At 74.0% G+C, this 22,681-nt stretch carries 15 protein-coding genes; 10 read left to right on the forward strand and 5 right to left on the reverse strand.

Going from position 1 to position 22,681, the window contains the following annotated elements; genetic code table 11:
- Positions 1-189: 189 nt before the first annotated feature.
- Together helR and ACGF5G_RS22680 are read left to right on the forward strand one after the other, a co-directional pair.
- Positions 190-2,364 carry an RNA polymerase recycling motor ATPase HelR gene (helR, locus tag ACGF5G_RS22675; RefSeq protein ID WP_393266046.1) on the forward strand — a complete coding sequence of 725 codons (2,175 nt, stop codon included), beginning with the start codon at positions 190-192 and terminating at the stop codon, positions 2,362-2,364.
- Between the two features lie 130 nt (positions 2,365-2,494).
- Positions 2,495-3,286 (forward strand): NAD-dependent deacylase, encoded by a 792-nt coding sequence (locus tag ACGF5G_RS22680; RefSeq protein WP_393266048.1) that lies wholly within the window; start codon positions 2,495-2,497, stop codon positions 3,284-3,286.
- A gap of 152 nt (positions 3,287-3,438) precedes the next feature.
- On the opposite strand, the gene ACGF5G_RS22685 is transcribed toward ACGF5G_RS22680, so the two are convergent.
- Together ACGF5G_RS22685 and ACGF5G_RS22690 are read right to left on the reverse strand one after the other, a co-directional pair.
- A complete protein-coding gene (locus tag ACGF5G_RS22685; protein ID WP_393265755.1) occupies positions 3,439-4,113 on the reverse strand; it encodes a hypothetical protein in 675 nt (224 codons plus the stop codon).
- 541 nt (positions 4,114-4,654) lie between these two features.
- Positions 4,655-5,521 carry a hypothetical protein gene (locus ACGF5G_RS22690; protein WP_393265758.1) on the reverse strand — a complete coding sequence of 289 codons (867 nt, stop codon included), beginning with the start codon at positions 5,519-5,521 and terminating at the stop codon, positions 4,655-4,657.
- Between the two features lie 35 nt (positions 5,522-5,556).
- On the opposite strand from ACGF5G_RS22690, the gene ACGF5G_RS22695 reads away from it, so the two are divergent.
- From ACGF5G_RS22695 to ACGF5G_RS22725, 7 genes are all read left to right on the forward strand, one after another.
- Positions 5,557-6,156, forward strand: coding sequence for a TetR/AcrR family transcriptional regulator (locus ACGF5G_RS22695; protein WP_393265761.1), 600 nt, complete (start codon positions 5,557-5,559; stop codon positions 6,154-6,156).
- 30 nt (positions 6,157-6,186) lie between these two features.
- A complete protein-coding gene (locus ACGF5G_RS22700; RefSeq protein WP_393265764.1) occupies positions 6,187-6,687 on the forward strand; it encodes a GyrI-like domain-containing protein in 501 nt (166 codons plus the stop codon).
- A gap of 525 nt (positions 6,688-7,212) precedes the next feature.
- Positions 7,213-8,070 (forward strand): DUF4132 domain-containing protein, encoded by an 858-nt coding sequence (locus ACGF5G_RS22705; RefSeq protein ID WP_393265767.1) that lies wholly within the window; start codon positions 7,213-7,215, stop codon positions 8,068-8,070.
- The gene (locus ACGF5G_RS22710; RefSeq protein WP_393265770.1) at positions 8,067-13,109 is read left to right on the forward strand and encodes a hypothetical protein; all 5,043 of its coding nucleotides are present in this window, start codon (positions 8,067-8,069) and stop codon (positions 13,107-13,109) included. The genes ACGF5G_RS22705 and ACGF5G_RS22710 overlap by 4 nt, the downstream gene beginning before the upstream one ends.
- A gap of 115 nt (positions 13,110-13,224) precedes the next feature.
- The gene (locus tag ACGF5G_RS22715) at positions 13,225-14,415 is read left to right on the forward strand and encodes an AAA family ATPase (RefSeq protein ID WP_393265773.1); all 1,191 of its coding nucleotides are present in this window, start codon (positions 13,225-13,227) and stop codon (positions 14,413-14,415) included.
- The gene (locus ACGF5G_RS22720) at positions 14,412-18,185 is read left to right on the forward strand and encodes a DUF5682 family protein (protein WP_393265775.1); all 3,774 of its coding nucleotides are present in this window, start codon (positions 14,412-14,414) and stop codon (positions 18,183-18,185) included. Before ACGF5G_RS22715 ends, ACGF5G_RS22720 begins: the two co-directional genes overlap by 4 nt.
- Positions 18,182-20,119, forward strand: coding sequence for a hypothetical protein (locus tag ACGF5G_RS22725; protein WP_393265778.1), 1,938 nt, complete (start codon positions 18,182-18,184; stop codon positions 20,117-20,119). Before ACGF5G_RS22720 ends, ACGF5G_RS22725 begins: the two co-directional genes overlap by 4 nt.
- A 357-nt stretch (positions 20,120-20,476) precedes the next feature.
- On the opposite strand, the gene ACGF5G_RS22730 is transcribed toward ACGF5G_RS22725, so the two are convergent.
- From ACGF5G_RS22730 to ACGF5G_RS22740, 3 genes are read right to left on the reverse strand one after another with little or no spacing between them, the layout of a single operon-like run.
- Positions 20,477-21,208, reverse strand: coding sequence for an alpha/beta hydrolase (locus ACGF5G_RS22730; RefSeq protein ID WP_393265781.1), 732 nt, complete (start codon positions 21,206-21,208; stop codon positions 20,477-20,479).
- The gene (locus tag ACGF5G_RS22735; RefSeq protein ID WP_393265783.1) at positions 21,205-21,351 is read right to left on the reverse strand and encodes a hypothetical protein; all 147 of its coding nucleotides are present in this window, start codon (positions 21,349-21,351) and stop codon (positions 21,205-21,207) included. Before ACGF5G_RS22735 ends, ACGF5G_RS22730 begins: the two co-directional genes overlap by 4 nt.
- Positions 21,348-22,202, reverse strand: coding sequence for an NADPH-dependent F420 reductase (locus ACGF5G_RS22740; protein WP_393265785.1), 855 nt, complete (start codon positions 22,200-22,202; stop codon positions 21,348-21,350). Before ACGF5G_RS22740 ends, ACGF5G_RS22735 begins: the two co-directional genes overlap by 4 nt.
- Here ACGF5G_RS22740 and ACGF5G_RS22745 point away from each other — a divergent pair.
- On the forward strand, positions 22,086-22,589 hold the full coding sequence (locus ACGF5G_RS22745) for a MarR family winged helix-turn-helix transcriptional regulator (RefSeq protein WP_393265788.1): 504 nt from the start codon (positions 22,086-22,088) through the stop codon (positions 22,587-22,589). The genes ACGF5G_RS22740 and ACGF5G_RS22745 overlap by 117 nt on opposite strands.
- The last annotated feature ends 92 nt before the right edge of the window (positions 22,590-22,681 follow it).

Genomic DNA, 22,681 nt, shown 5'->3' on the forward strand with positions numbered 1-22,681 from the left:
GTACGTGGCGAGCCGGCGCTTCACGAGGGGCTTGTCCGTCCACAGCGGCGATCCAGGAGGAGAGCATCCACTCCCTGCCACTCTCAACGTATATCGCACCCGGGGGCTTGTGGCAAGACCCGGGTCGTGGCGCAGAATTGCCGGCCGAGGCCAGCAAGCGGCCTCAGATCGGAGCTATACGTGAACCCGCTGACTACCAGCGCGTTTGATCTTCCCGACAGCCTCTCTGCCAAGGCCGATCCCAAGCTGATCGCCGCCGACGAGCAGCATTTCGCGGCCATCGCGGAAAGCCTCGAGCAGTCGATCGCCGACCTGTCCGGCCGCCTCGATGCCGCACGCAAGGCGCCCGGCGGGATGGGCCGGCGGGCGATGGACCGGGACGAGGAGATCTACCGGCTGACCGCTCGCCTGCGCGCCCTGCGTCGCTTCGGTCTGGACCTGTGCCTCGGACGCATGGTCGGCGCGGACAACTCCGAGCCCGTGTACGTCGGGCGATTCGGCCTCACGGACGGCGCGGGTCGCCGGCTGCTGCTCGACTGGCGTTCCCCGGCGGCGGAGCCGTTCTTCGGGGCGACCCATGCCAACCCGATGGGTCTGGCAAGCCGCCGCAGGTATCGCTGGACCCGTGGCCGGATCAGCGACTACTGGGACGAGGTGTTCACCTCGGACGGGCTCGACGGGCACGCCGCGCTCGACGACCAGTCCGCCTTCATCGCCAGCCTGGGCGGCACCCGGTCGCCCCGGATGCGCGACGTGCTCGGCACCATCCAGGCCGACCAGGACGCCATCATCCGCGCGGGGTCGAGCGGCGCGCTCGTCGTCGACGGCGGTCCGGGCACCGGGAAGACCGTCGTCGCTCTGCACCGCACCGCCTACCTCCTCTACGCCGACCCCCGCCTCGGTCACCGCCGGGGCGGCGTGCTGTTCGTCGGTCCGCACGAGCCCTACCTGGCCTACGTCGCCGACGTCCTTCCCAGCCTCGGCGAGGAGGACGTGCAGACCTGCACCCTGCGGGACCTCGTCCCCGAGGGTGCCGCGGCAACCGTCGAGACCGACCCGGAAGTGGCCCGGCTGAAGTCGTCCGCGGACCTGGTGAAGGCGATCGAGGCGGCCGTCAGGTTCTACGAGGAGCCGCCGGCCAAGGGAATGACGGTCACGACCGACGAGTCCGACATCTGGCTGAGCGCCGACGACTGGGCCGAGGCGTTCGAGGCGCCGGGGCCCGGTACCCCGCACAACGAGGCACGTGACGAGATCTGGGCGGAGTTGCTCACCGTCCTGGTGGACAGGTACGACGGCGACGAGCCGGATGACGTGGTCCGCAGGTCGCTGCTGCGGAACAGGGAGTTGCGCACGACCTTCCACCGTGCCTGGCCGCTGCTCGACCCGGCCGACCTCGTCGCGGACCTGTTCTCAGTCCCCGCCTACCTGCGCAGGTGCGCTCCCTGGCTCGGCCCCGACGACGTACGGAAGCTGCAGCGCGGCGACGCGCGGGCCTGGACGGTGTCCGACCTGCCGCTCCTGGACGCGGCGCGGCAGCGGCTCGGCGACCCGGAGGCGTCCCGGCGTCGGCATCGGCGCGACACCGCCGTCGCCGCCCAGCGCGAGCACATGGCCAGGGTCGTCGACGACCTGATCGCATCCGCCGCGTACGACGACGGCGAAGGCCTGATGACGATGCTGCACCAGCAGGACCTGCGGGACGCCCTGGTCGACGAGACCGGCCTGCCCGGCGCTGATCGGGACCTGCTCGCCGGCCCGTTCGCGCACATCGTCGTCGACGAGGCTCAGGAACTGACCGACGCCGAGTGGCAGATGCTGCTGCTGCGCTGCCCGTCGCGCAGCTTCACCATCGTCGGGGACCGCGCCCAGGCCCGGCACGGATTCACCGAGTCCTGGCAGGAACGGCTCGAGCGGATCGGGCTCGACCGGATCAACGTGGCCTCCCTGACCATCAACTACCGGACGCCGGAAGAGGTCATGGTGGAAGCCGAGCCGATCATCCGGGCCGCGCTTCCGGACGCCAACGTGCCGACCTCCGTCCGCAGCAGCGGCGTCCCCGTCGTACACGGATCCGCTGCGGATCTGGACTCGGTCCTCGCCACCTGGCTCGCCGCGCACGCCGAGGGGACCGCCTGCGTCATCGGCGATCCCACGTTCCGGGCGACGTCCCGCGTCCGGTCGCTGACCCCGGAGCTGTCGAAGGGGCTCGAGTTCGACCTGGTGGTCCTCATCGACCCGGAGGCGTTCGGCGAGGGCATCGAAGGAGCGGTCGACCGCTATGTCGCGATGACCCGAGCCACCCAGCAACTCGTCATCCTCACGAGCCCTGTCGGGCATCCCGGAGCGGAAGTCGTCGACTAACGGGCGGTGGCGCCAAGCGCTGACCGGTGGGCGGTAGGGCCGGATCGGACCTGTGGTCCGCCCGATGCAGTCATTTGCCGCGAGGCGGTTGCCCGCCGGCCGTCGTGGCGTGGTGGCAGGATCTCCACATATGGAAGGTGTTCTGCTCCGTCGAGCTGCCCAACTCCTCGGCAGCGCCCGCCGTGTCGTCGTCCTCACCGGCGCCGGTATCTCCGCCGAGAGCGGTGTGCCCACCTTTCGTGACGGTCTCACCGGCCTGTGGGCGCGCTTCGACGCTCAGCGGCTCGCTACCGCGGAGGCGTTCCATGCCGATCCAGACCTGGTCTGGGGCTGGTACGAGTGGCGGCGCGCGCGGGTGTCCCGAGCCGAGCCCAACCCCGGTCATCTGGCGATCGCCACCATCCAGACCCGGGTCCTCGACAGCACCGTCATCACCCAGAATGTCGATGACCTGCACGAACGGGCCGGGACCCGGGCGCCGATCCATCTGCACGGCAGCCTGTTCGCACCCCGCTGCATCGCGGCGGCCGCCCATCCGGCGACCTTCGAGGGCACATCGGACGGCGAGCCCGCGCGGCCGCACGAAGGTCGCCGGATTCCACCGCCGCGGTGCGCGTCCTGCACAGCGCTCGTCCGCCCGGGAGTGGTGTGGTTCGGTGAGCCACTGCCCGAGGCGGCGTTGACCGCGTCGGTCGAAGCGGCCGTTGCCTGCGACGTGCTGCTGACGGTCGGCACCTCCGGTGTCGTGCACCCGGCCGCCGAGATCCCCCGGGTCGCGGCACGCTCGGGCGCTGTCGTGATTCAGGTCAACCCGCAGCCGACCCCACTCGACCGGGTCTGCGCCATCAACCTGCGCGGCACCGCGGCACACGTCCTCCCGGCCCTGGTCGCGGCCGCGTGGGAGGAGACCGACGAGGAATAGCGGCGGCGGGCCAGATGCCGGCTCACCTCCGCAGTCGCAAGCGGCCGGTGTGCCACCTCACCACCGCCGTGTCTCGCGCACTTCCACTTGCCAGCGGCGGTGTGCGGGTCCAGCCGCAGGCCGGCGGTCCGGGCGAGCGCCCAGTCTCGGTGTCAGAACGGATCAGCGTACCGATGCTCTCTCACGTGGTCGTAGATCTCGCGCAAGCACGGCTGACGGACCTCGGGCAGTCGCGCCAACGTGGAAAGGAACACGTCGGAGTCGGGTCGGAACGGCCCGAACGGCGTCAGTGCCGGAGGGTCGTCGCGACGGGCCTCGTCGGGCATCGTGCCGGCTCCCGGAACGGGCCGCCGGTCGCGGTGGAAGGCCAGATGCGCCCAGACGTCCCAGGACAGCGGCACGACGTCTGCTGCCCCGGACGGCGCCCAGTGCTCGCCGGTCTGCGGGTTTTGCGGGACGAGGGCGATGTCGGTGGCGATGGCAGGCAGGCCCGGTCCGACCAGGGTCAGTGCCCGGGTCTGCGGTCCGGGCGGGAGCAGAGCGTCGAGGGCTCGGCGGAAGGTGTCGGCGACCAGGCCGTCGGGGACAGTTACCCGGGTACCGGCCGACACGGCCAGCAGGCGGGCCAGCGCTGACCCGACGGCGGCGGCCCACAGCGGGCTCCACTGCCCCGGCGGCTCGACCGGTGGAACACCGGGCCGTCCCTCTCGAAGGTCCTCCCAGCCGGCTGGCCGACGTGGGGAGGCATCGGCGGTAACCCGGCGGATCGCCCTCGGGTCCAGCCACACCTCCTGCCAGAATGAGCAGTCGTCGATGCGGGTCGCCACCGGCCGTCCGCACCGCGCACACGCCAGATTGGGGCCGTCTCGGCCGTCCAGGCCGCAGCAGTAGCCGCCGGACCGTTCCGGAATGAAAACGGTGCCCCGGACGTCGCCCGGCGCGACCACAACAGCTCCTCGTGGCCCCGACGACAGGGCGTACACCGGCGCGTACACGCCACGGGCTTCCGCCTCATCTGCACCGACGTCGGCCCAGGGGCGCCACGGCGGCCCGAGAGGCTCGGGGTTCACCGCGTACGTCCCGGGTTCCATCAGCACGCCGAGCAACCCGTGGCCGTACGACTGGCCCGCGTGCACAGGAAGCGCTACCCGCGACACCGGCACGGTCAGCGTGGCACCACAAGCCGCACACGAGAACACCGTCATCGCGCCTCCCGAGTGCTCGCCGCCACACTATCCCGCGGTGCGGCCCATTTCGGATCGCCGTCCACCGGCAAGGCCAGGTGCGAGCTTGTGCCGCCTGGCGGGTAGCCGGTGTCGACGTGACCCTGGCCCGCACCCAGCCGAGATCGCCGGGAAACGGCAGCCGTCACAGGCGGAAGACGCGTACGACGAGTGGGGTGTCGATCAGGGTGTGCGGCGCGATGGCGTGATAGGCCCACAGGTGCACCCAGGCGTTGCCGGTCCGCACGGTGAGGAACGCCTTGAACATCCCGGGCAGCGTGTACACGAGCAGCACCAGGCCGATCGAGGCGGCGGTGTCCTCGGCGGACGCGTAGCTGGTCCACGCGTCACCGAGGTGCAGGGCGGCGTAGGTGAGGCCGCCGAGCGCCACCGCGCCGACCCGTCCGGTGAGCCGGGCGAGTCTGGGCACGACCAGCGCCTGCACGAAGACGAGTGTCGGAAGGCCGGTGCCCAACAGGTAGAGGACGAAGGTCAACGGCACGCCCGACGCTACCTGTCCCGCCGTCAGCGTGAGGATGGCCGAGCTGAGGCCGAGCAGTTGGGTGACCGACTCGATCGCCAGGACGACACCGATGACGGTCAGGTCGCGGCGGCGGTTCGCGCTTCGCAGACACAGCGCGGTCGTGTCGTATCGGCGACGGAACCACAGGTACGGCAGTGCGGCGTAGACGGTGGCGTTGTACGCGGCCCAGCCGAGCACTTCGGCCGGGCCGAGATGGTCCTCGCCGCCGATGAGCGTGCCGGCGAGGTGAAAGCTGATGGCGTGCCACCCCAGCGCGTGGCCGAGTGCCGCGCCGAGCAGTTGGGCCATCAGCCCGTACCCCATCAGCCCGAGGAGCTCGCGGCGCGCGGTCGGTGCCGTGGGCGCGCGGGCGGCCACGTCGACGGCGGCACGCCGGGTGAGCAGCCAGACGATTGCCGCGAGCACCACGACCTCCACGGCCGCACTGACACCGATCTGGCCGAGCGCGTTCTGGTACGACTGTGTCACGTTGGCAAGTTAACACGACTGTGTTAAAAAGAGCCATGCCAAAGATCGTCGACGTTGAGGCCCGCCGTGCCGAGCTGGCCGAGGCGGTCTGGCGGGTCGTCCGGCGCGCCGGCCTGGCGCACGCATCGGTCCGCAACGTCGCGCGGGAGGCCGGTCTGTCAGCCGGATCATTGCGCCACTCGTTCCCGTCGCAGACGGCGTTGACGGTCTTCGCCATGCGGCTCGTGGCGGAACGGATCCAGACCCGGATCGAGGCGATCGACGTGACCGGTGACCAGCTCCGGGTCGTGGAACGCTCGATCGCCGAGATGTTGCCGCTGGATGCCGACCGATTGGCTGAGTGTCAGGTGTGGCTCGCGTTCTCCGCGCAGTCGCTGGTGGATCCGGCGCTGCGGCCCCTCAGCGTCGAGATGCACCGCCTGCTCCGCCAGGCCTTTACCAATCTCGTCACACGGATCGCGGGACCGGACGTCGACCGTTCCTTGGAAGCGCGACGGCTGTACGCGCTCGTCGACGGGCTCATCCTGCACACGGTGCTGCACGGCGAAAGCCCTCGCCGCGCCCGGGCGGTCGTCAAGGCGCATCTCGCCGCACTCGCAGCCACCTCGACCACGCCATCGGGCACCACCGCCTGACCGGTGAACATCCCAGGAGAGGAAGAACCCATGACCACCGAACAGCCCGCCGACGTTGTCGAGCACCGGCGCGACCCGAAACGCTCCCTGAGTATCCGTGCCACCGTGCCGGTGGCTCGGTTGACCGAGGCCCAGGGCGAGCAGCTCACGTCGCTGATCAGCCACCTCCGCGCTTCCGGCGTCGCACCGGCGGGCGCGCCCTTCGTCCGCTACCACACGTTCGGCGACGACAAGGCCGACCTGGAGACCGGCATTCCGGTCGGTGACGATGCCGACGGCACGGATCGCATCGCCGTCACCGAGCTGCCCGGCGGCACCGCCATCAGCACGTGGCACCTCGGTGCGCACGACCGACTCGCCGAGGCGTACGCGCGGCTGGAGGCGTGGCTCGGCGAGCACCAGCGCACGCCGGCCGGTCCGGCATGGGAGGTCTACACGTGGATCGACCCGACCGAACCGCTGGACCCGTCCGCCTGGCCGAGCCCGACCGAGTGGAGTACCGAGATCGTGCAGCCGGTCCGGCCGGCGTGACCGACGGCCTGATCTCTGCACCACGCGGGCGCGACCGGGCGGGGTTGCGGCCACGGACCGGTGTGCGACCTGCTCGTGATGGGCGCGTCGCATGGACAGGGCAGGCCGCCGTCGGTTAGCCGGTCTTCCTGGATCGCCGCGTTGAGGAGCGGCATGTCCGTAGGCCGAAGCCTGCCCGACCGCCATGATCGGGCCGGCCTCGGCTGACAATTCGACCTGCTTCGATCAACCGCCGCCGCCCTCGGCGGCGGGACCCCGGCCACCCGGCCGCCGATGCTCTGCTGTGACCCAAGTCACCGTTTCGCCTTTTATTCGGACGCGCCTGACCCTCCGCAGTGCCCTCGGACGGGCCGGACCTGCGACTCCCGCAGGTTCGCCTTGGAGGTCCCACCCGGCCCTGGCCCCCAGCACCCCGCCGCCGGACCGATGTCGTGTCGGTCACTACTGTTAGCGTGCCCTGCGTTGACAATCGTGGCCGATTCCTCACGAAATCTGGCTAATTTGCCACTGCGGAGGGTATTCCTGATGGGCTGGCTACCGGTGGGAGACTCGTACGAGATCTCCCTCCTGGACGGAAAGGTGACGGCGCGGGCCACAGGCCCGCGATCCACCGGCCGTCCACTGAAGACTCTGCCGAAGGTGCTGCGGGACACCCCCGAGGTGGACCGGTTGCGCCAGCTCGCCCAGTGGCTGGACCGGCACACCGCGGAATGCCTGACCCGGGTCGACGCCTGGGTGGTCTCCTCGCTGCCGGTGCCGACCGGGCTGCTGGCCCGGGTCTGGCCGGACCCGGCCTGGCGGGAGGCGCTGCGCGACCTCGTGGTGCTCGGGGACGACCCGGCCGAGCCGGGCTTCCTGCGGGACGTCACCGACACCGGTGACCTGCGCGTGGTCAACCTCGACGGGGAGACCGTCCGGCTCTCGCCGGTCAGCGCCACGCTGCCCCACCCGGTGCGCCTGCCCGACCTGGCAGACCTGCGGGAGTTCGCCGACGAACTGGACGTCGCCCAGCGGGTCGAGCAACTGCACCGGGGCACCTGGGGCAAGCCCGCCGACCTGAAGGACCGTGACACCACGATCACCGACTTCCGCGGCACCACGGTCCCCAACCGGCTGGCCGCCCGGGCCGCCACGCTCGGCTTCCGGGTCTCCGGCTCGCAGGTCAAGTGCCGGGTCTGGGAGGCCGGACGCACGGTCGAGGCTGCCATGTGGTTCGACGAGGACTACTGGGACTCCGAGGCGACTCTGGGCAACCTCTCCTGGTCGGTCGTGGACGGACCGACGCTGCGGTTGACCGACGTCGGGCCCGTGGCCTGGTCGGAAGGAATGCGGATGGCGACGGCCCTGTCCGGCGCCGTGACCGGAACGGGGAAGAAGGCGTGACCGGGATGACGACCATGTCGGGCGAGGACTCGGCCGAGAGCCTGCTCACCGCCGGCGCGGTGCTGCCGATCGACACCGCCGGGGCCGGCGACCGGGCGGTGCCCCTCACCGCCCGCACCTACCGGCACCCGGCCCTCGACGACCGGCCGGTGGTCCGCCTGGTCGACGCCGCCCTCGGCGAGGGCGAGGACATTGCTGTCGGGTTCCTCGGCCTGGCACCGGGTGCCGAGCCGGCCGTCGTCGGGCTGGGCCCGCGCCGCCCGTTGGCCTTCCCGGAGTGGGTGCTGGTGCACCACGCGGCGGACGGCCGGCACGCGCTGGCGGTGGTGCCGGAGTTGCAGAAGCTGGCCAAGCAGGTGCGGTCGCGGCCGAAGGCCGCCCTGGACGGGCACCAGACCCTCGCCGACCGGTTCGCCCGTACGCTGCCGCACTTCCTGCCGACGTTCTTCGAGCAGGCGGCACGGGTGTTCCTGGCCGCCGGGCAGGACACCTACGCGACGCAGCTGTTCAACAAGGCGCGCAAGGCGGAGGCGCAGCACGGCCTGCCGGTCGACCTGAACCGGCTGGACGAGGTCTACCTGGAGTTCGCGTCGGCCAAGGTGGTGTCCGCGACCGCGTTGGCCGGCTACGCGAAGGAGCTGTCCGCCCAGTTGCCGGCCGACGAGGCGCTGGACCGGTTCTGCCGGCTGGCGCTGCGGGCCGCGGCTGCCGGCGTGGTTCCGTCCGCGCAGTCGGCCACCGCGGTGAACCGGCTGGTCCGCACCGCCACCAAGGCCGCCGGCAAGGCCAGCGCCGCCGTCGCCGACCGTGAGGCGGCCTACCTGGCCGAGCTGCTCCGGCTGCCGGTGGCAGCCGAGGCGCCGGCCGGCTGGTGGAAGGCGCACCTGCCGGCGGTGACGGCGCTGGCCGGCCGAGACCCGGCGATCCGCGGCAGCCTGCTCGACCTGATGCCCGCCGACCGGGACAACCTGGTCGCGTGGCTGGCTGTGCTGACCGACACCGGTGCGCTCGCCGGGCTGTCCGAACCGGACGTGCCGGACACGGCCCGCCCGCAGGACGGCTCCGTCGGCTGGCTGCGCCGCTTCGTGAGCCGGGCCGGCTCCGGGTACCACCGCCGACGGGTGCCGGAGCTGTACCCACTCGTCGAGCGGATGGCCGACCGGCTGCGCGCCGAACTCGCCGACAGCGGCGAGACCCTCGCCGCCGACGGCGACCTGGACCTGCTCGACCTGCTGCTCGCCCTCGACGTGCCGGTGGCCCCGCCGAAGGAGCGCGAAGCCTTGGACCTGGCGCAGTGGGTCAGGGTTGGGGGAGAGCGGGATCTGCTCGCCGTGGCCGGCGACGACCGGTTCAGCCGGGCCCTGCGCCGCGGCCTCGACCAGCTCGACGACCAGCAGGCCGCCCTGCGCCGGCTGGCCGGGACGCCGGGCATCCGGCCGTTGCTGACCGACTGGCTGCGGGCCCGGATCCGCGACCGGTTCGCGACCGGACTGCCGTACCTGCCAAAGTCGGTGGACTGGTTGGGCAGCCTCCCGGTCGAGGCGCTGCGCCTGGTGTCCGACGACCTCGACCGACCCGGTGACCCCGGTCAGGGCGGCGGCCTCAGGCAGGCCCTGGACGTTGACCTCGCCGAACACGTCGCCCGCAGCCTGCGCGGCGGGATCATCGACGAGCTGGGCTGGCCGGACTGGGAGCTGGCCTGGCAGGAGGTGACCAGTGGGGACCGCAAGGTCGAGGTGATTCGGCAGGAAGCCTGGCCGTACGTGATCCTGGGCGGGCCTACGACGGTGCGGGTGCTCGGCGCCGAGGGCATCGTGCTCCGCCACGACCTGCGCATCCCGGCCGGCGACATGTGGGGTCAGCCCGGCTACCACTACGTCGACGGCCAGTTGCTGGTCTACTGGCGTTCCGAGGCGCTCGGCTACGACCTGCGCGGCTACTGGCACTCGTCGCCCGGCGAGCCGCAGCCCATCCAGGGCCGTCGTCACGGCAGCCAGCCCCGCACGAACGAGATCACCCTGCCGCTGGCCGGCGGCGGGCGGACCACCGGCGGCGGCGTGCTGCACGTCGGTGACACCGTTGTCCCCGAGGAACTGCCGGTCATCACCGACGGCACCTCCCACTGGGTCTACCGCCGCAGCGAGGATGACGGCACCTACGGCTGGCGCGAGTACGACGCGGTCAGCAACTCCCACGGCCGGCGCAGCCTGCCGCGGTTCCTGGCCGACCTTCCGGTCGACGGAAGCCACCTCCAGGAGTCGGCGAGCTGGCTGCGGCCAGCCCTGTCCGACCGGGCCACCCCGGCCGCCGTTCCGGTGGACGGTCTGCTCGGCTGGCGGGTGGTCACCCTGCCCGACGGCTCGGTACGCGGCGAGGACCTGGCCGGTCGTACCGTCACCGTGGCCTCGGGACAGGAGCCGGTCGCGGCGCTGGTGCTGCCCGGCGACGACCGGCCGCGGGCCGTCCTCGACGGTTTCGTCCTGGTCGACCCGGACGGGGTGGTGTCGGCCGCCGGCAGCGGGGGCTACAACCCCGCCGCGCTCCCGCTGCCGGAACGGAAGTTCCTCGGCAACATGCTGCCCCGGGATCCGGCCGGCTCCACCGCCCTGCGCCGGGTGGACCGGGACACCGCCACCATGCTGCTCAAGGTCGCCCTCGACGAACGCCGCGCCGCCCTGGCCGAGAAGGCCGCGCGGGCCGCAGCCCGCGCGGCGACCGGACCCCGGTTGACCGCTGCCACGCAGGCCATCACCGGCCTTCCCGTCGCCGTCCCGGCGTCCATGGTCGGCACACCGGCCAGCACCTCCAGCACCGGACCGTCCACCGCCGACGCGGACAAGGACGCGCTGGTCGAGCTGGTCCGCTCGACGTTGCCGGCGGTCAGCCACGACGCGGTGCTGGCCGGGGTGGCCGGGGTGCTGCGGCTGGCCGCCCGGGTGCGCACCGACCTGGACGGGGTGACCGAGCGGCTCACCAGGTCGTTGTCCGCGCCGAAGGCGGTGGCGCCGGTGGCCACCGCGACCGGACCCACCGACGAGCAGCTCAACATGGCGCTGGACGGTCTGCGTGGCTCAACCTACGGGGCGGCCCGCTCGACCCACGCCTTCACCCAGCTCCAGGCGTTCGCCGCCCAGCGGTCCGCCACCACCGGCAGCGAACCCGCCGTACGGCTGCACCTCGACGGACCGTCGCTGCCGGCCGCGCTGGACTGGTGGTCCCTGCTCGGCGGTGTCGCGGCCGTCGCCTACCGGGCCGTCGCCGCGGTCACCCCGGACGAACACCGGGAGACGCTGCGTGCCCTGCTCACGGAGCTGGACCGGCTCGACCTGAGCACGGTGGCCGAGCCGGCCCGGTGGCGCCGGTTCAGGCTGCACCTGCTGGACGACGACCTGAACAATCCGGACGGCACGCGCCGTTCCCCCCGGCCGGGCATCCTGCCGCTGCCCGACGGGGCCTTCATCGCCGTCCTCAACTACAGCGGCACGACCACCGGCTACCACTTCGACGCGCTGTACCACGACCCGGCCGGCGCGTTCGCCGTGCCCGAGCCGTACACCGTGATGTTCTCGGCGCCGGTCGGGGACGAACGGGCGGCCGGCTGGCTGGGCGGTTTCCTCACCGAGTGGGCCGCGCGCGGCCCGCTGCCCTGGCGGCCGGAAGCGGCCGAGCGGTTCGCCGAGCTGACGGGTGTCACCCCCACCGCCGCGAAGCTGGTGCTGGCCGGCCTGCCGTACCTGGACTCGTCGACCACCGTGCCGACCGAGCTGCGCAAGGCGCTCGGGGTCAAGCAGGTCGGCGAGGTCAAGCTGGCCTTCGGGGTGCTGGACGAGGCCAGCCCGGAGGTCCGGCGAGCCGTGGTCTCGGCGCTGCTGCCGGACGACCCGGCCCGGCTGTGGGCCGACGGCCCGGACGTGGCCGCCGCCGCGGCGGTCTGGAACGCCGCCCTGGGGCGCCGGGTGATGGTGCCCGAACAGTTGCTCGCCGAAGCGGTGCGCGCCATCCGACACGGCTGGGGACCCGCGAAGGCGTTGCCGGCGCTGCTCGACCCGGCCCGTTCGGTCGAGCTGAGCACCGACCTGGCCTTCCAGATCAAGGGCGACCAGGCCCGGCAGGTCGACGGCCGGGCAGTGGGCTTCACCGGTGAGGTGCTGCGCTCCACGATCGCCCTGGCGGCCTGGGTCGCCCACCACACGCCGGCCGGCGACCCGTGCCGGGCCGCGCTGCCGGCCGCGCTCGCCGCAATCCGGGACCGGCTGGCCAACCCCGGCCTGCTGCTCGACCTCGACCAGTACGTCTCCCTGCCCGCCTTCCAACAGGTGGCGGGCACCCCGTCGGAGACCGGCCCTGGCTGGGAACGGTACGGCGCCATCGTCCTGGCCACCTACGACAGCCAACCGTCGCCCGCGTTGCGGCCGGACCTGCTCGACGCCGACGGGACGGACCCGTACCTGCCCGCGCTGCGGCGGGACGCGGCCAAGCCGTACCCGATGGAGGTGGCGCTGCGCCTGGCCCGTGACCCGCGGTTCGCGGCGCTGCTCGGCGATCCGGGGGAGCCGGACGGCGGCGCACGGGCGGCGGACGGGACCTGGTGGCCGCAGGACCCGACCCGGTCGGTGCCCGACCTGGTCGCCGAGGCGGCCGGGGAACACGGCCTGGGCGCCGACGCGGCGGCGGTGTACCTGATGCTGCTGGCCATGCCGGACCCGACCGACCGCAACACGGCGAAGTGGACCGGTTGGAAGCCGACCCGGCTGAAGACGGCCCGCGCCGAACTGGCCGGCACCGACCTGGTCATCGAGGCCAGCCGGTCCCGGGCCAGCCGGTCGCTGTTCCTGCCCGGCCCGTGGCTGGAGCGCGGCAGCGGGCAGGCACCGATCGAGGGCTGGAAGGTCGCCCTGTTCGACCTCGCGCCCGACGGCACGGCCGGCCTCGGCGTGACCGTGCCGTTCGAACCGGCCGCCGACCTCTACCGGCGGGCCTGGCAACGTCTCCGCGACGGCGACCGGCCCCGGTTCGACAACCTGCCCACCCGCCGCTGACCCGACCCGGAGGGCGGTGGTGCCCGCGACGACCGACCAGGCCGTCGCGACACCACCCCGCCGCCGACCCCTGTCCCGCACACCCCATCCGAACCAGAGAGATCGAGGAACATCCGTGACCGTGACGGAACACGTCCGCCCCACCGCGGCGCCGGAGACCGCAGCCCAGGTCCTCTCCGCCGAACAGCGGTACGCCGACGAGCTGGCCTTCCTGGCCGCGTACGACGACGGCGCCCGGCCGCCGGGCTGGGCGCTGACCCCGCGCGCCGTGGTCACCTTCATCCGGGGCAGCGACGGCGAGGCGTTGAAGCTGCCCGCCGACCGACGCACCGGTCCGGACGGCACCGAACTGCCGGCCAGCATGACCATCCCGCCGAAGTTCGTCGGTGAGCGGAGCCTGGTCGAGCGGTGCGTGGTCACCCTGGCCGGTGAGCGGGGCCTGCTGCTGGTCGGCGAGCCCGGTACCGCCAAGTCCATGCTGTCCGAGCTGCTGGCCGCCGCGGTCTGCGGCACCAGCGCGCTGACCGTGCAGGGCACCGCCGGCACCACCGAGGATGCCTTCCGGTACGGCTGGAACTACGCCCTGCTGCTCGCCCAGGGCCCGACCCCGCAGGCGCTGGTCGACTCGCCGGTGCTGACCGCGATGCGCACCGGCCGGGTGGTCCGGATCGAGGAGGTCACCCGCTGCCTGCCCGAGGTGCAGGACGCGCTGGTGTCCATCCTGTCCGACCGGCGGATGAACGTGCCGGAGCTGGCCGGCACCGAGGACGGCCTGATCCGCGCCGTGCCCGGGTTCACCGTCATCGCCACCGCCAACCTGCGGGACCGGGGCGTGTCGGAGATGTCCTCGGCCCTCAAGCGCCGGTTCAACTTCGAGACCGTCCACCCGATCTCGGACGCGGACACCGAGACCGACCTGGTCCGCCGGCAGGCCACCGCCGCCGTGCAGCGCGCCGGCGCGGCGTACACGGTGGACGACGCGGTGCTGGACGCCCTGGTCACCGTCTTCCGCGACCTGCGTACCGGCCGGTCGGGCGAGGGCTGGGACGTGGAACGGCCCGGCACGGTGATGTCCACCGCCGAGGCGGTGCAGGTGGCGGCGTCGCTCGGCCTGGCCGCCGCGTACCTGCCCGGCGGGGACGCGCTCGACCTGGTGCCCGGGCACCTGCTCGGCGTGGTCCGCAAGGACGACCAGAACGACCACGCCCGGCTGCTCGGCTACTGGGACGGCCCGGTCCGCCGCCGCGCCGAGGACGGCTCGGCGATGTGGCGCCGGCTCTGGGACCTGCGGGAGAGCCTGCGGTGACGACCCTCTCCAGCACGTCGGCCGGTGCGGCGCCGCCGACCGCCGCCCCGGTGGCGGCCGGCCCGTCGACGGTCGACCCGACGACGGCCGACCCGCGAGCCGTGGTCGACGCGCTTGCCGGTTCGGTCCGGCCGTACCTGATCGGGGTGCGGCATCACAGCCCGGCCCTCGCGGCGGTGGTTCCGGCACTGTTGGACGCCGCCGGCGCCGAGGTGGTCTGCATCGAGCTGCCGGCCGACTTCCAGCGCTGGCTGCCGTACCTGTCCGACCCGGCCGCCCGGGCCCCGCTGGCCCTGGTCGGCAGCCACGGCACGGACGGGCCGATGGGCTTCTACCCGTTCGCCGACTTCTCCCCGGAACTGGCCGCGATCCGTTGGGCCCGGCAGCGCGGCGTCGAGGTGGTCTGCTGCGACCTGCCGCTGGCCGACCCCGGCTGGACCGTCGACACCACCGACCCGGCCACCGACTCCGGCCCGACCGCCGGTACCGCGCCGACCGCCGATCCCGACCCGGACGCCGGTGAGCCGGTGCCCGGCCTGCGCCGGTCCGGCTACGCCGTCGCACTCAGCGCCAGCGGCACCGGCCGGGACGGCGACGACCTGTGGGACCGGGTGGTCGAGGTACGTGCCCCGGGCTGCCCGCCCGAGGCGGTCCGCCGGGCTGCCCTCGGCGTCGGCTGGGCGATGCGTACCGACAGCGCCAGCGGCGACGGCGTACCGGCCCGGGACCTGGCCCGTGAGCGGCACATGCGCCGGGTGCTGGCCGAGGCCGGCGCAGCCGGCCTGCGGGTCGCCGCCGTCATCGGCGCCTTCCACGCCCCGGCCCTGCTCACCGCCCCGTCGACCGACGGGGACCCGGCGGCCGGCCCGGTCGGCGGTGATCCGGTGTCGACCGCCGGCGCCGCCACCGCGTCCGCCCGGCCCGTCGCCGCCCCGACCGGTCCGGTCCGGTCCGTGACGACCCCACCCGGGTCGGCAACCACCAACGGCGGCGGCACGGCGATCACCTCGCTGGTGCCGTACGCGTTCGACCTGCTCGACTCCCGGTCCGGCTACCCGGCCGGGATCCGCGACCCGCGCTGGCAGCAGTCCGTCTTCACCGCTGGCGGCGACCCGGAACGGATCCGGGCCGCCGCCGCCCGGGCGGTCACCGACCTGTGCCGGGAACTCCGCTCGGCCGGGCACACCGCTGGTACCGGCGAGGCCGCCGAGACGGTACGGCTGGCCGGCGACCTGGCCCGGCTGCGGGACCTGCCCGCCCCCGGCCGGGGCGAGGTGCTGGAGGCGGTGACCACCGTGCTCGGTCAGGGTGAACTGCTCGGCCGCGGCCGGGCGCTGGCGAAGGCGCTGGAGACCGTGCTGGTCGGTGCCGAGCGGGGCCGGGTCGCCCCCGGTACGCCGCGGTCCGGGCTCGGCCCCGCGGTCGAGGCGGAACTCACCGCGCTACGGATGCCCAACCCGGACAGCCCGAAGTCCCGCGAGGTGCGGCTGGACCCGCTGCGCACCGAGCTGGACGGGCGGCGGGAGATCCTGCTGCAACGCCTCCAGGTCTGCGGCGTCGGCTACGGCGAGCCGATCGCGGTGTCCGGCACCGGCGACGGTGCCGCCCTGACCACCCGCTGGGAACTGGCCTGGACGCCGTCCGTGGCGGCCCGGCTGGACCTGGTCGGCGTACGCGGGGTGACCGCGGCGCTGGCCGCGGCCGGCACCCTGCGGGAGCGGTTCCGCCGGGAGGCCGCCGACGGCGGCCCCACCGCCGCGCAGCTGCTCACCGGGCTACGCGACGCCGCCCGGTGCGACCTGCCCGAACTGGTCACCGATCGGCTCGAGCTGGCCGCCGCGGTGCTGCCGGGCACCGGCACGCTGCCCGAGCTGCTGGCCGCGCTGGACCTGCTGGAGGCGCTGCGCCGGGAACACCTGCCCGGCACCACCGCCGACGGTCGGGCCCGGGCGGCCGAGCTGGCCGTCGTGCTGCTGGACGCGGCGGTCCGCGGGCTGCCCGGCCTGGCCGGCAGCGACGCCGCGGCCGATGCCGCCGCGCTGGTGGACCTCGCGGTCCGGGCCGGCGAGGACCGGATCGGCCTGCGCCTGGACGAGGCCCTCGGCTACCTGGCCCGGGCCGGTTCGTCGCTGATCCAGGGTGCCGCCCTGGCCGCCCGGGTGCTGCTCGACCTGACCGACCTGGAGACCCTGGGCACGCGGGTGGCCGGCTGGATCGACGCGGCGACCGGGCCGGACACCCGTCGGCACCTGCACCGGCTGCTCGGTGGTCTGCTCACCGCGGCGCATCCGCTGCTGCAGTCCGCCCCGGCCGCGCTGGACCCGCTGTTGGAGCGGATCGAGCGGCTCACCGACACCGAGTTCCTGGACCGGCTTCCGGCGCTGCGTGGCGGGTTCGACGTGCTCACCCCGGCGGCCCGGGAGCGGCTGCTGCACACCGTCGCCGAACGGCTGGGCGACCGGCTCGATCTGGCCCTGTCCGCCGCGCCCGAGCTGCTGGCCCGCTGGGCCGCCGCCGACGCGGCCGGCCGGGCCGCCCTGGTCGCCCGCGACATCCCGATCCCGGGCACGCCGACCGGCGCCGCCGACGTCGAAGCCGGGCCGGGCACGGTGACCGGCTCCGCCGACCTCGAACCCGGGGCGGGCACGCCGGCCGCCTGGCTCACCGCCACGGACCGGTGGCGGCTGCTGCTCGGCCGCCAACCCGACCGGTTGCCGACGGACGCCCGCCGCTACGCCCGCGCCCTGGACGAGCTGTACGGGGCGGGTCAGGGCGAGGGCGCCACCGACCTCGGCCAGGCGGCCGGCGGCGGCCAGGAGGCCTCCTTCCCGACCGCCCGCGAGTGGGCCGACGAACTCGAGGCGCTGTTCGGCACCGCGGTACGCGAGGAGGTCATCGCCCGGGCGGCCGAGAGCGGCCGTACCGACGTGCTTACCGAACTCGACCCGGCCGCGGTACGTCCCTCGATGGAGCTGCTGACCTCGGTGCTGTCGCTGGCCGGTGGCCTGCCCGAGGGGCAGTTGGCCAAGCTACGGCCACTGGTCCGGCGGCTGGTGGAGGAGCTGACGAAGCAGTTGGCCACTCAGGTGCGTCCGGCGCTGACCGGGCTGACCAACCCGCGTCCGTCTCGCCGTCCCGGCGGCCGGATCAACCTCGCCCGTACGCTGCGGGCGAACCTGGCGCACACCCAGCGGCTCGGCGACGGCCGGACGGTGGTGGTGCCGGAACGCCCGGTCTTCAACACCCGGACCCGCAAGGAGGCCGACTGGCGGCTGGTGCTGGTGGTCGACGTGTCCGGCTCGATGGAGGCGTCGGTGGTGTGGTCGGCGTTGACCGCCGCCGTGCTGGCCGGGGTGCCCACCCTGTCCACCCACTTCCTCGCCTTCTCCACCGAGGTGGTCGACCTGACCGACCGGGTCGACGACCCGCTGTCGCTGCTGCTGGAGGTGCGCGTCGGTGGCGGTACGCACATCGCCGCCGGGCTGGCCCACGCCCGCTCGCTGGTGACCGTGCCGAGCCGCACCATCGTCGCGGTGGTCAGCGACTTCGAGGAGGGCTACCCGCTGGCCGGGCTGCTCGGTGAGGTCCGCACGCTGGCCAGTTCCGGCGTGCATCTGCTCGGCTGCGCCGCGCTGAACGACAGGGGAGTGCCCTGCTACTCGGTACCGGTCGCCGAGCAGCTCGTCGCGGCGGGGATGCCGGTCGCCGCTCTCAGCCCGCTCGAACTCGCCCGCTGGGTGGGCGACCGTGTACGCGGAGGATCACGTTGACGGACCGCACATCCACCGCCGTGGACACCGACCGGCTGCCGCCGGTGCTGCCGGGGGTCGCCGCCGCGGCGGTGGCGGCCCTGCCGCCCCGGCTGCACAAGCGGCTGGACGCCACTGTCGAACGGCTGGCCGGTGTACCGGTCGGCCGGGTCGACGGCGGCGTGTCGGTCGACTGCGGCGCCGAGGCCCTGGTCACCCTGACGCCCGGACCGACCGGCGCGGTCACCGACCCGCACCAGGCAAGGTGCAGCTGCCTGCTGTCGCCCCGCTGCCTGCACCGGACCGCGGTCCTGGTCGCCTGCCCGGTCGCGGACCCGGCCACCCACCCCGATCCGGTGTCCGCCACCGCCGCGTCGTCCACGTCGGACGACGTCGGCGCGGCCACCGGGCGTGCCGGGAGGGCCGGGCGCACCGGAAAAGCGGATGGCGCGGCCGCCGGTCGTGCCGGACGGAGCGCGGCACCGACGAAGGCGCAACGGGCCGCCGCCGGCGCGCTGTGGCGGGCAGCCGCCGCGGTGCTCGCGGCCGGTGTCCCGGCCGCCGGCGCGGTCCCGCAGGCCGAACTGCTGCGGGCCGCCCACAGCGCCCGGCTGGCCGGCCTGCCGCGGGCCGAGAGCGCCGCGCTGCGCGCGGTACGTGGCCTGCGCGCGCACCGGGGACGACAGACCGGCCACCGGCTGGCTGAGCTGGTCGAGGTGCTGCACGACCTGCTGTACGTGGCCGGCCGGCTGGCCGCCGGCGATCCCGACCCGGCACTGGTCGGCATCCTCCGGCGGGCCTACCAGCCGGACGGCACGCTGGAGGTGTACGGCGTCTGCCGGGAACCGGTGATCAGCGCGACCGGGTACGCCGGGGTGGTCACCCACCTGGTCGCCGCCGACGGGCGCCAGCTCTCCTTCGGCGACGTGAAGCCGGGCGGCCCGGACCGGGCGCAGGACTGCGCCCGGGCGGTCACCGAGATGGGCGCGGTCGCGGTCAACCACGCGGTGCTGGCTCGCGGCGGCCTGCGGATCACCGGCACCACCGTCTCCCCGGACGGCCGGCTCGGTGCCGGCAAGGGGGTCCGAGCCACCCCGATCACCGGGACCGACTGGTCCACCGGGCCCCTGGCGGAACTGTTCGCCCGCCCGCTCGCCGAGGTGGTGACCGCTCAACTCGCCGCCGACGATCCGGAGGACCCGGCCCGGGCCGGGACCGCGCTGGTCGGCTGTGACCTGATGGTGGTCGGTGCCGCCGGTGACCAGGTGCTGGCCCGGGAGCTGGCCCCCGCCACCGACGCCGGACCGGACCGCGCGCCGGTGCCGGACGGGCCGGTGATCCGGCTGGTGCCGGTCAACTCCCACCCGGTGCTGGCCCACGTGGCGAACCTGCGGCGGCTCGCCTCCAGGCCGGGCCTGCGGATCCGGGTGGTCGGCCGGCTGGACCCGGACCGGGCCAGCACGCTGCACCCGCTCGCGGTCGGCCCGGTGCCCGGTGCCGCCACGACGCTGCGGCTGCCGGCGGACTGGCACGGCCGGGCGGACCTCGGCTACGACCAGATCCAGGGCGGCCACCTGCCGCCGCGCGACCCGGCCGCGATGACCGAACCGGTTCTCGCCGTCGGTGCCGACGCGGTTGCGGAGTCCCCGCTGTGGCGGGTCCGCCGGCTGGTGGAGCTGGCCGTCTCCGGCGGTCGCCGCGCCGTCGGCGAGGCGGCCCGCGGCGAGGGCGCCGGGCTGGCCGGTCCGCTGCGCCGCGCCGGCTTCACCACCGCCGCCGCGGTGGCCGCCGCGCTCGCCGATGAGTCCGACCGGCGCGGCCGGGACGCGTTCGGCCGGCTCACCGATCCCGACCCGGACCGGTACGCCTGGGCCTGGCTCGCCGCGACCGCCCACCTCGCCGCCACCGAGCGGGAGCTGATCCGGTCCTCCTGGGTCGGCCCACCGGTTGGCTGACCTGCCGGAATCCGGGGGCGATCGCGCTCCCGGGCCGGTGGGTGGCAGGCCAGGTGATGGCGAAATCTGACCCGGACCGCCTGCGCCTCGGCGCCCGCCCGAACCCTGGGCGGGCGCCGAGGCTCGGCGAAAGGCGGCAGGTCCAGCCCCTCGTCGCTGAGGGCAACAACATCCGGGTTCGGATCCGGCTCAGTACCACCGGCGGCTGGCCGGGTAGGGAGGGCGAAGCGACGCCCCAGCCCTTGGCGGCCAGGCCCGCGGCGAGCGCGGGTGGCAGCGCGGCGATACGCGCGAACAGCTGTTCCCGCAGCTCGACCGGCGCGTTGTCGCTGCGCCGCTGCTGCGGAATCTGACTGCTCACCGTCGGGCGGGCCCCACAGGCGGCGGGAGTTGGCCGCCGGGCGGCCTTGTCGACGTCCTCGGAGACGGCGTCGGGCGGACCCGGTCGGCGAGGAATGCCAAGCGTTCCCGCAGCCAACCGGCTACGGTCGCCAGCGCCGGCGCGGCGATGCCGTGTCCGACCGGATCGCGGCGGGCGAGGGTCGCGGCACCGGCCTCGGAGAGCAGGTAGTTCCAGGTACGGTCGAGCAGTTCCCGTGGGATGACGCTGTCCTGCTCGCCCTGGGCCACGACGACGGGCACACCGGCCAGCCGGGCGGGCGTGGTCGGGACGCCGGCGTCGAACGGCAGCGTCCCGTACAGGATCGCGGCTCCGGCGTAGCGGCCCGGATCGTCGAGCAGCAGCCCACCGGCGAACGCGGCCCCGCCACTGAACCCGATCAGCACCACCGGCCGGCCCGCGGGAGCGACACCGTCGAGCCAGTCGCGGAACCAGTCCATCGTCGCGCGCAACGACTCGGCGACCGGCCGCCCGATGCCGCGGTTGGCGAACCACGCGTACCCGCCGCCCTCGGCGATCGGCGCCCGCACCGCCGCGTACGTGGGACCCACGGGCAGGTGGTCGGCCAGGCGAAGGATCTCCCGCTCGTGCGAGCCACGGCCATGCAGCAGCACCACCAGCGGGGCATCCGCGTCGGTGCTGCCCGCGGTGGCCACGACCGGCGGCGCGAACGTCTGCATCGCGCTCATCGCCGCACCTTCGTCCGCGCGGGCGCCGTGGCGTCAACCGGGCCCGGCAGCAGCCGGCCCGCCGTGCCGACGCCGCTCCAGCGTCGCACCTTCGCCGACAGGTCGAGGTGCTCGACGGGCGCCGCGTTGGGGCTGACGCTCATGCTGCGCCGCCCACCGGCCCGACCAGCTTCCAGCCGCTCTGCCAGCTCCACCCGTTACGGGCGTTGAGCGAGATGTTCAGCAGTGCCATCTCCTCCAGCGACCGGGCCATCCGCAGCCCGCCCGCGTCGATCACCCGGTAGCCCAGGGAGGAGGCCAGCTCGGCGACCGTGTCCTTGGCGGCACCGTCGTCGCCGGCGATGAAGGCGTCCAGGGGCGCGCCGCTCTCCACCGGGTTGCTGTGGCGGCTCGCGAGGATGGTGTTGAAGGCCTTGACCACGGATGCCCCGGTCACCTGGGCCTGAAGCTGCTCCGCAGCCGAGACGCCGCCGGTGACCAGGTCGCTGTAGGTGTCGTTGAGCGGGTTCGTCACGTCGACGAGGACCTTGCCGGTCAGTGCCTCGCCCAGCTCGGTGGCGATGCCGGTGACGGCGGCGTGCGGGACGGCGAGCAGCACGAGATCTGCTCCCCGCACAGCCTCGGCGTTCGACGCGGCGGCGCTCGCACCGGCGCTGTCGGCCGCCTTCTGGGCGTGCTCGGCGCTGGTCGCCGCGATGACGACGTCGTGACCGGCGCGCACGGCGGCGGTCGCCACCGCCCCACCGACATTGCCGGCACCCAGGATCGCGATACGCATGTCCCACTCCTTCTTTGACCGATCAGATGTTGTCCACTCAACGACTGTACGACCGGCTATTTGATCCGTCAACATCTGTGGTGTAAGGTTTCTGGCATGGTGAAGAGCGCGGTCGACCACGGGCTGGTGACGACGTTCGGGCGGCTCGTGGAGGCATACAGCGCGCTCGAGCGGCAGCTCGGCGAGGCGCTGGAGCGCGAGTGCGGCATCCCGCATACCTGGTTCGAGGCTATGCTGCGCATCGCCCGCTCGCCGGACAAACTGACGATGAGCGCCCTGGCGAGCCAGATCGCGCTCACCACGGGAGGGATGACCCGGCTCCTGGACCGGATGGTCACCGCCGGTCTCGTGGAACGCGTTCCCTGCCCTACCGATCGGCGGGTCAGCTTCGCCGCCCTCACCCCGGCCGGACGGCAGAAACTCGAGGAGGCGGCCAAGATTCACGTTCGTAACCTCGAGCGCGTCTTCGCCGACTACACCGGCGACGAGATCAAGACCCTGGACGACCTGCTCGACCGTCTCCTGCGGCGCGACCGCGAGCGGCCGGCCCACGAGGCCGCACCGTGCCCCACGCCCGGCGACGCCGCAGCCCCGGCCGGCTGACCGACAATGCCCTGACCAGTCCCTTCGGCGGGGGGACCACTTCGGGGAGACCGAAGTGGCCCAGCCTCCGTTCTGTTCGACAGGCCGAGCGC

Source organism: Micromonospora sp. NPDC047730, assembly GCF_043204765.1.
GTDB lineage: Bacteria > Actinomycetota > Actinomycetes > Mycobacteriales > Micromonosporaceae > Micromonospora.

Coding starts and splice junctions, on each gene's coding strand:
- ACGF5G_RS22680 (WP_393266048.1), top strand. CDS start 2,495: ATGGAAGGTGTTCTGCTCCGTCGAGCTGCCCAACTCCTCGGCAGCGCC.
- ACGF5G_RS22695 (WP_393265761.1), top strand. CDS start 5,557: ATGCCAAAGATCGTCGACGTTGAGGCCCGCCGTGCCGAGCTGGCCGAG.
- ACGF5G_RS22700 (WP_393265764.1), top strand. CDS start 6,187: ATGACCACCGAACAGCCCGCCGACGTTGTCGAGCACCGGCGCGACCCG.
- ACGF5G_RS22705 (WP_393265767.1), top strand. CDS start 7,213: ATGGGCTGGCTACCGGTGGGAGACTCGTACGAGATCTCCCTCCTGGAC.
- ACGF5G_RS22730 (WP_393265781.1), bottom strand. CDS start 21,208: ATGAGCGCGATGCAGACGTTCGCGCCGCCGGTCGTGGCCACCGCGGGC.
- ACGF5G_RS22735 (WP_393265783.1), bottom strand. CDS start 21,351: ATGAGCGTCAGCCCCAACGCGGCGCCCGTCGAGCACCTCGACCTGTCG.
- ACGF5G_RS22740 (WP_393265785.1), bottom strand. CDS start 22,202: ATGCGGGATGCCGCACTCGCGCTCCAGCGCCTCGCCGAGCTGCCGCTC.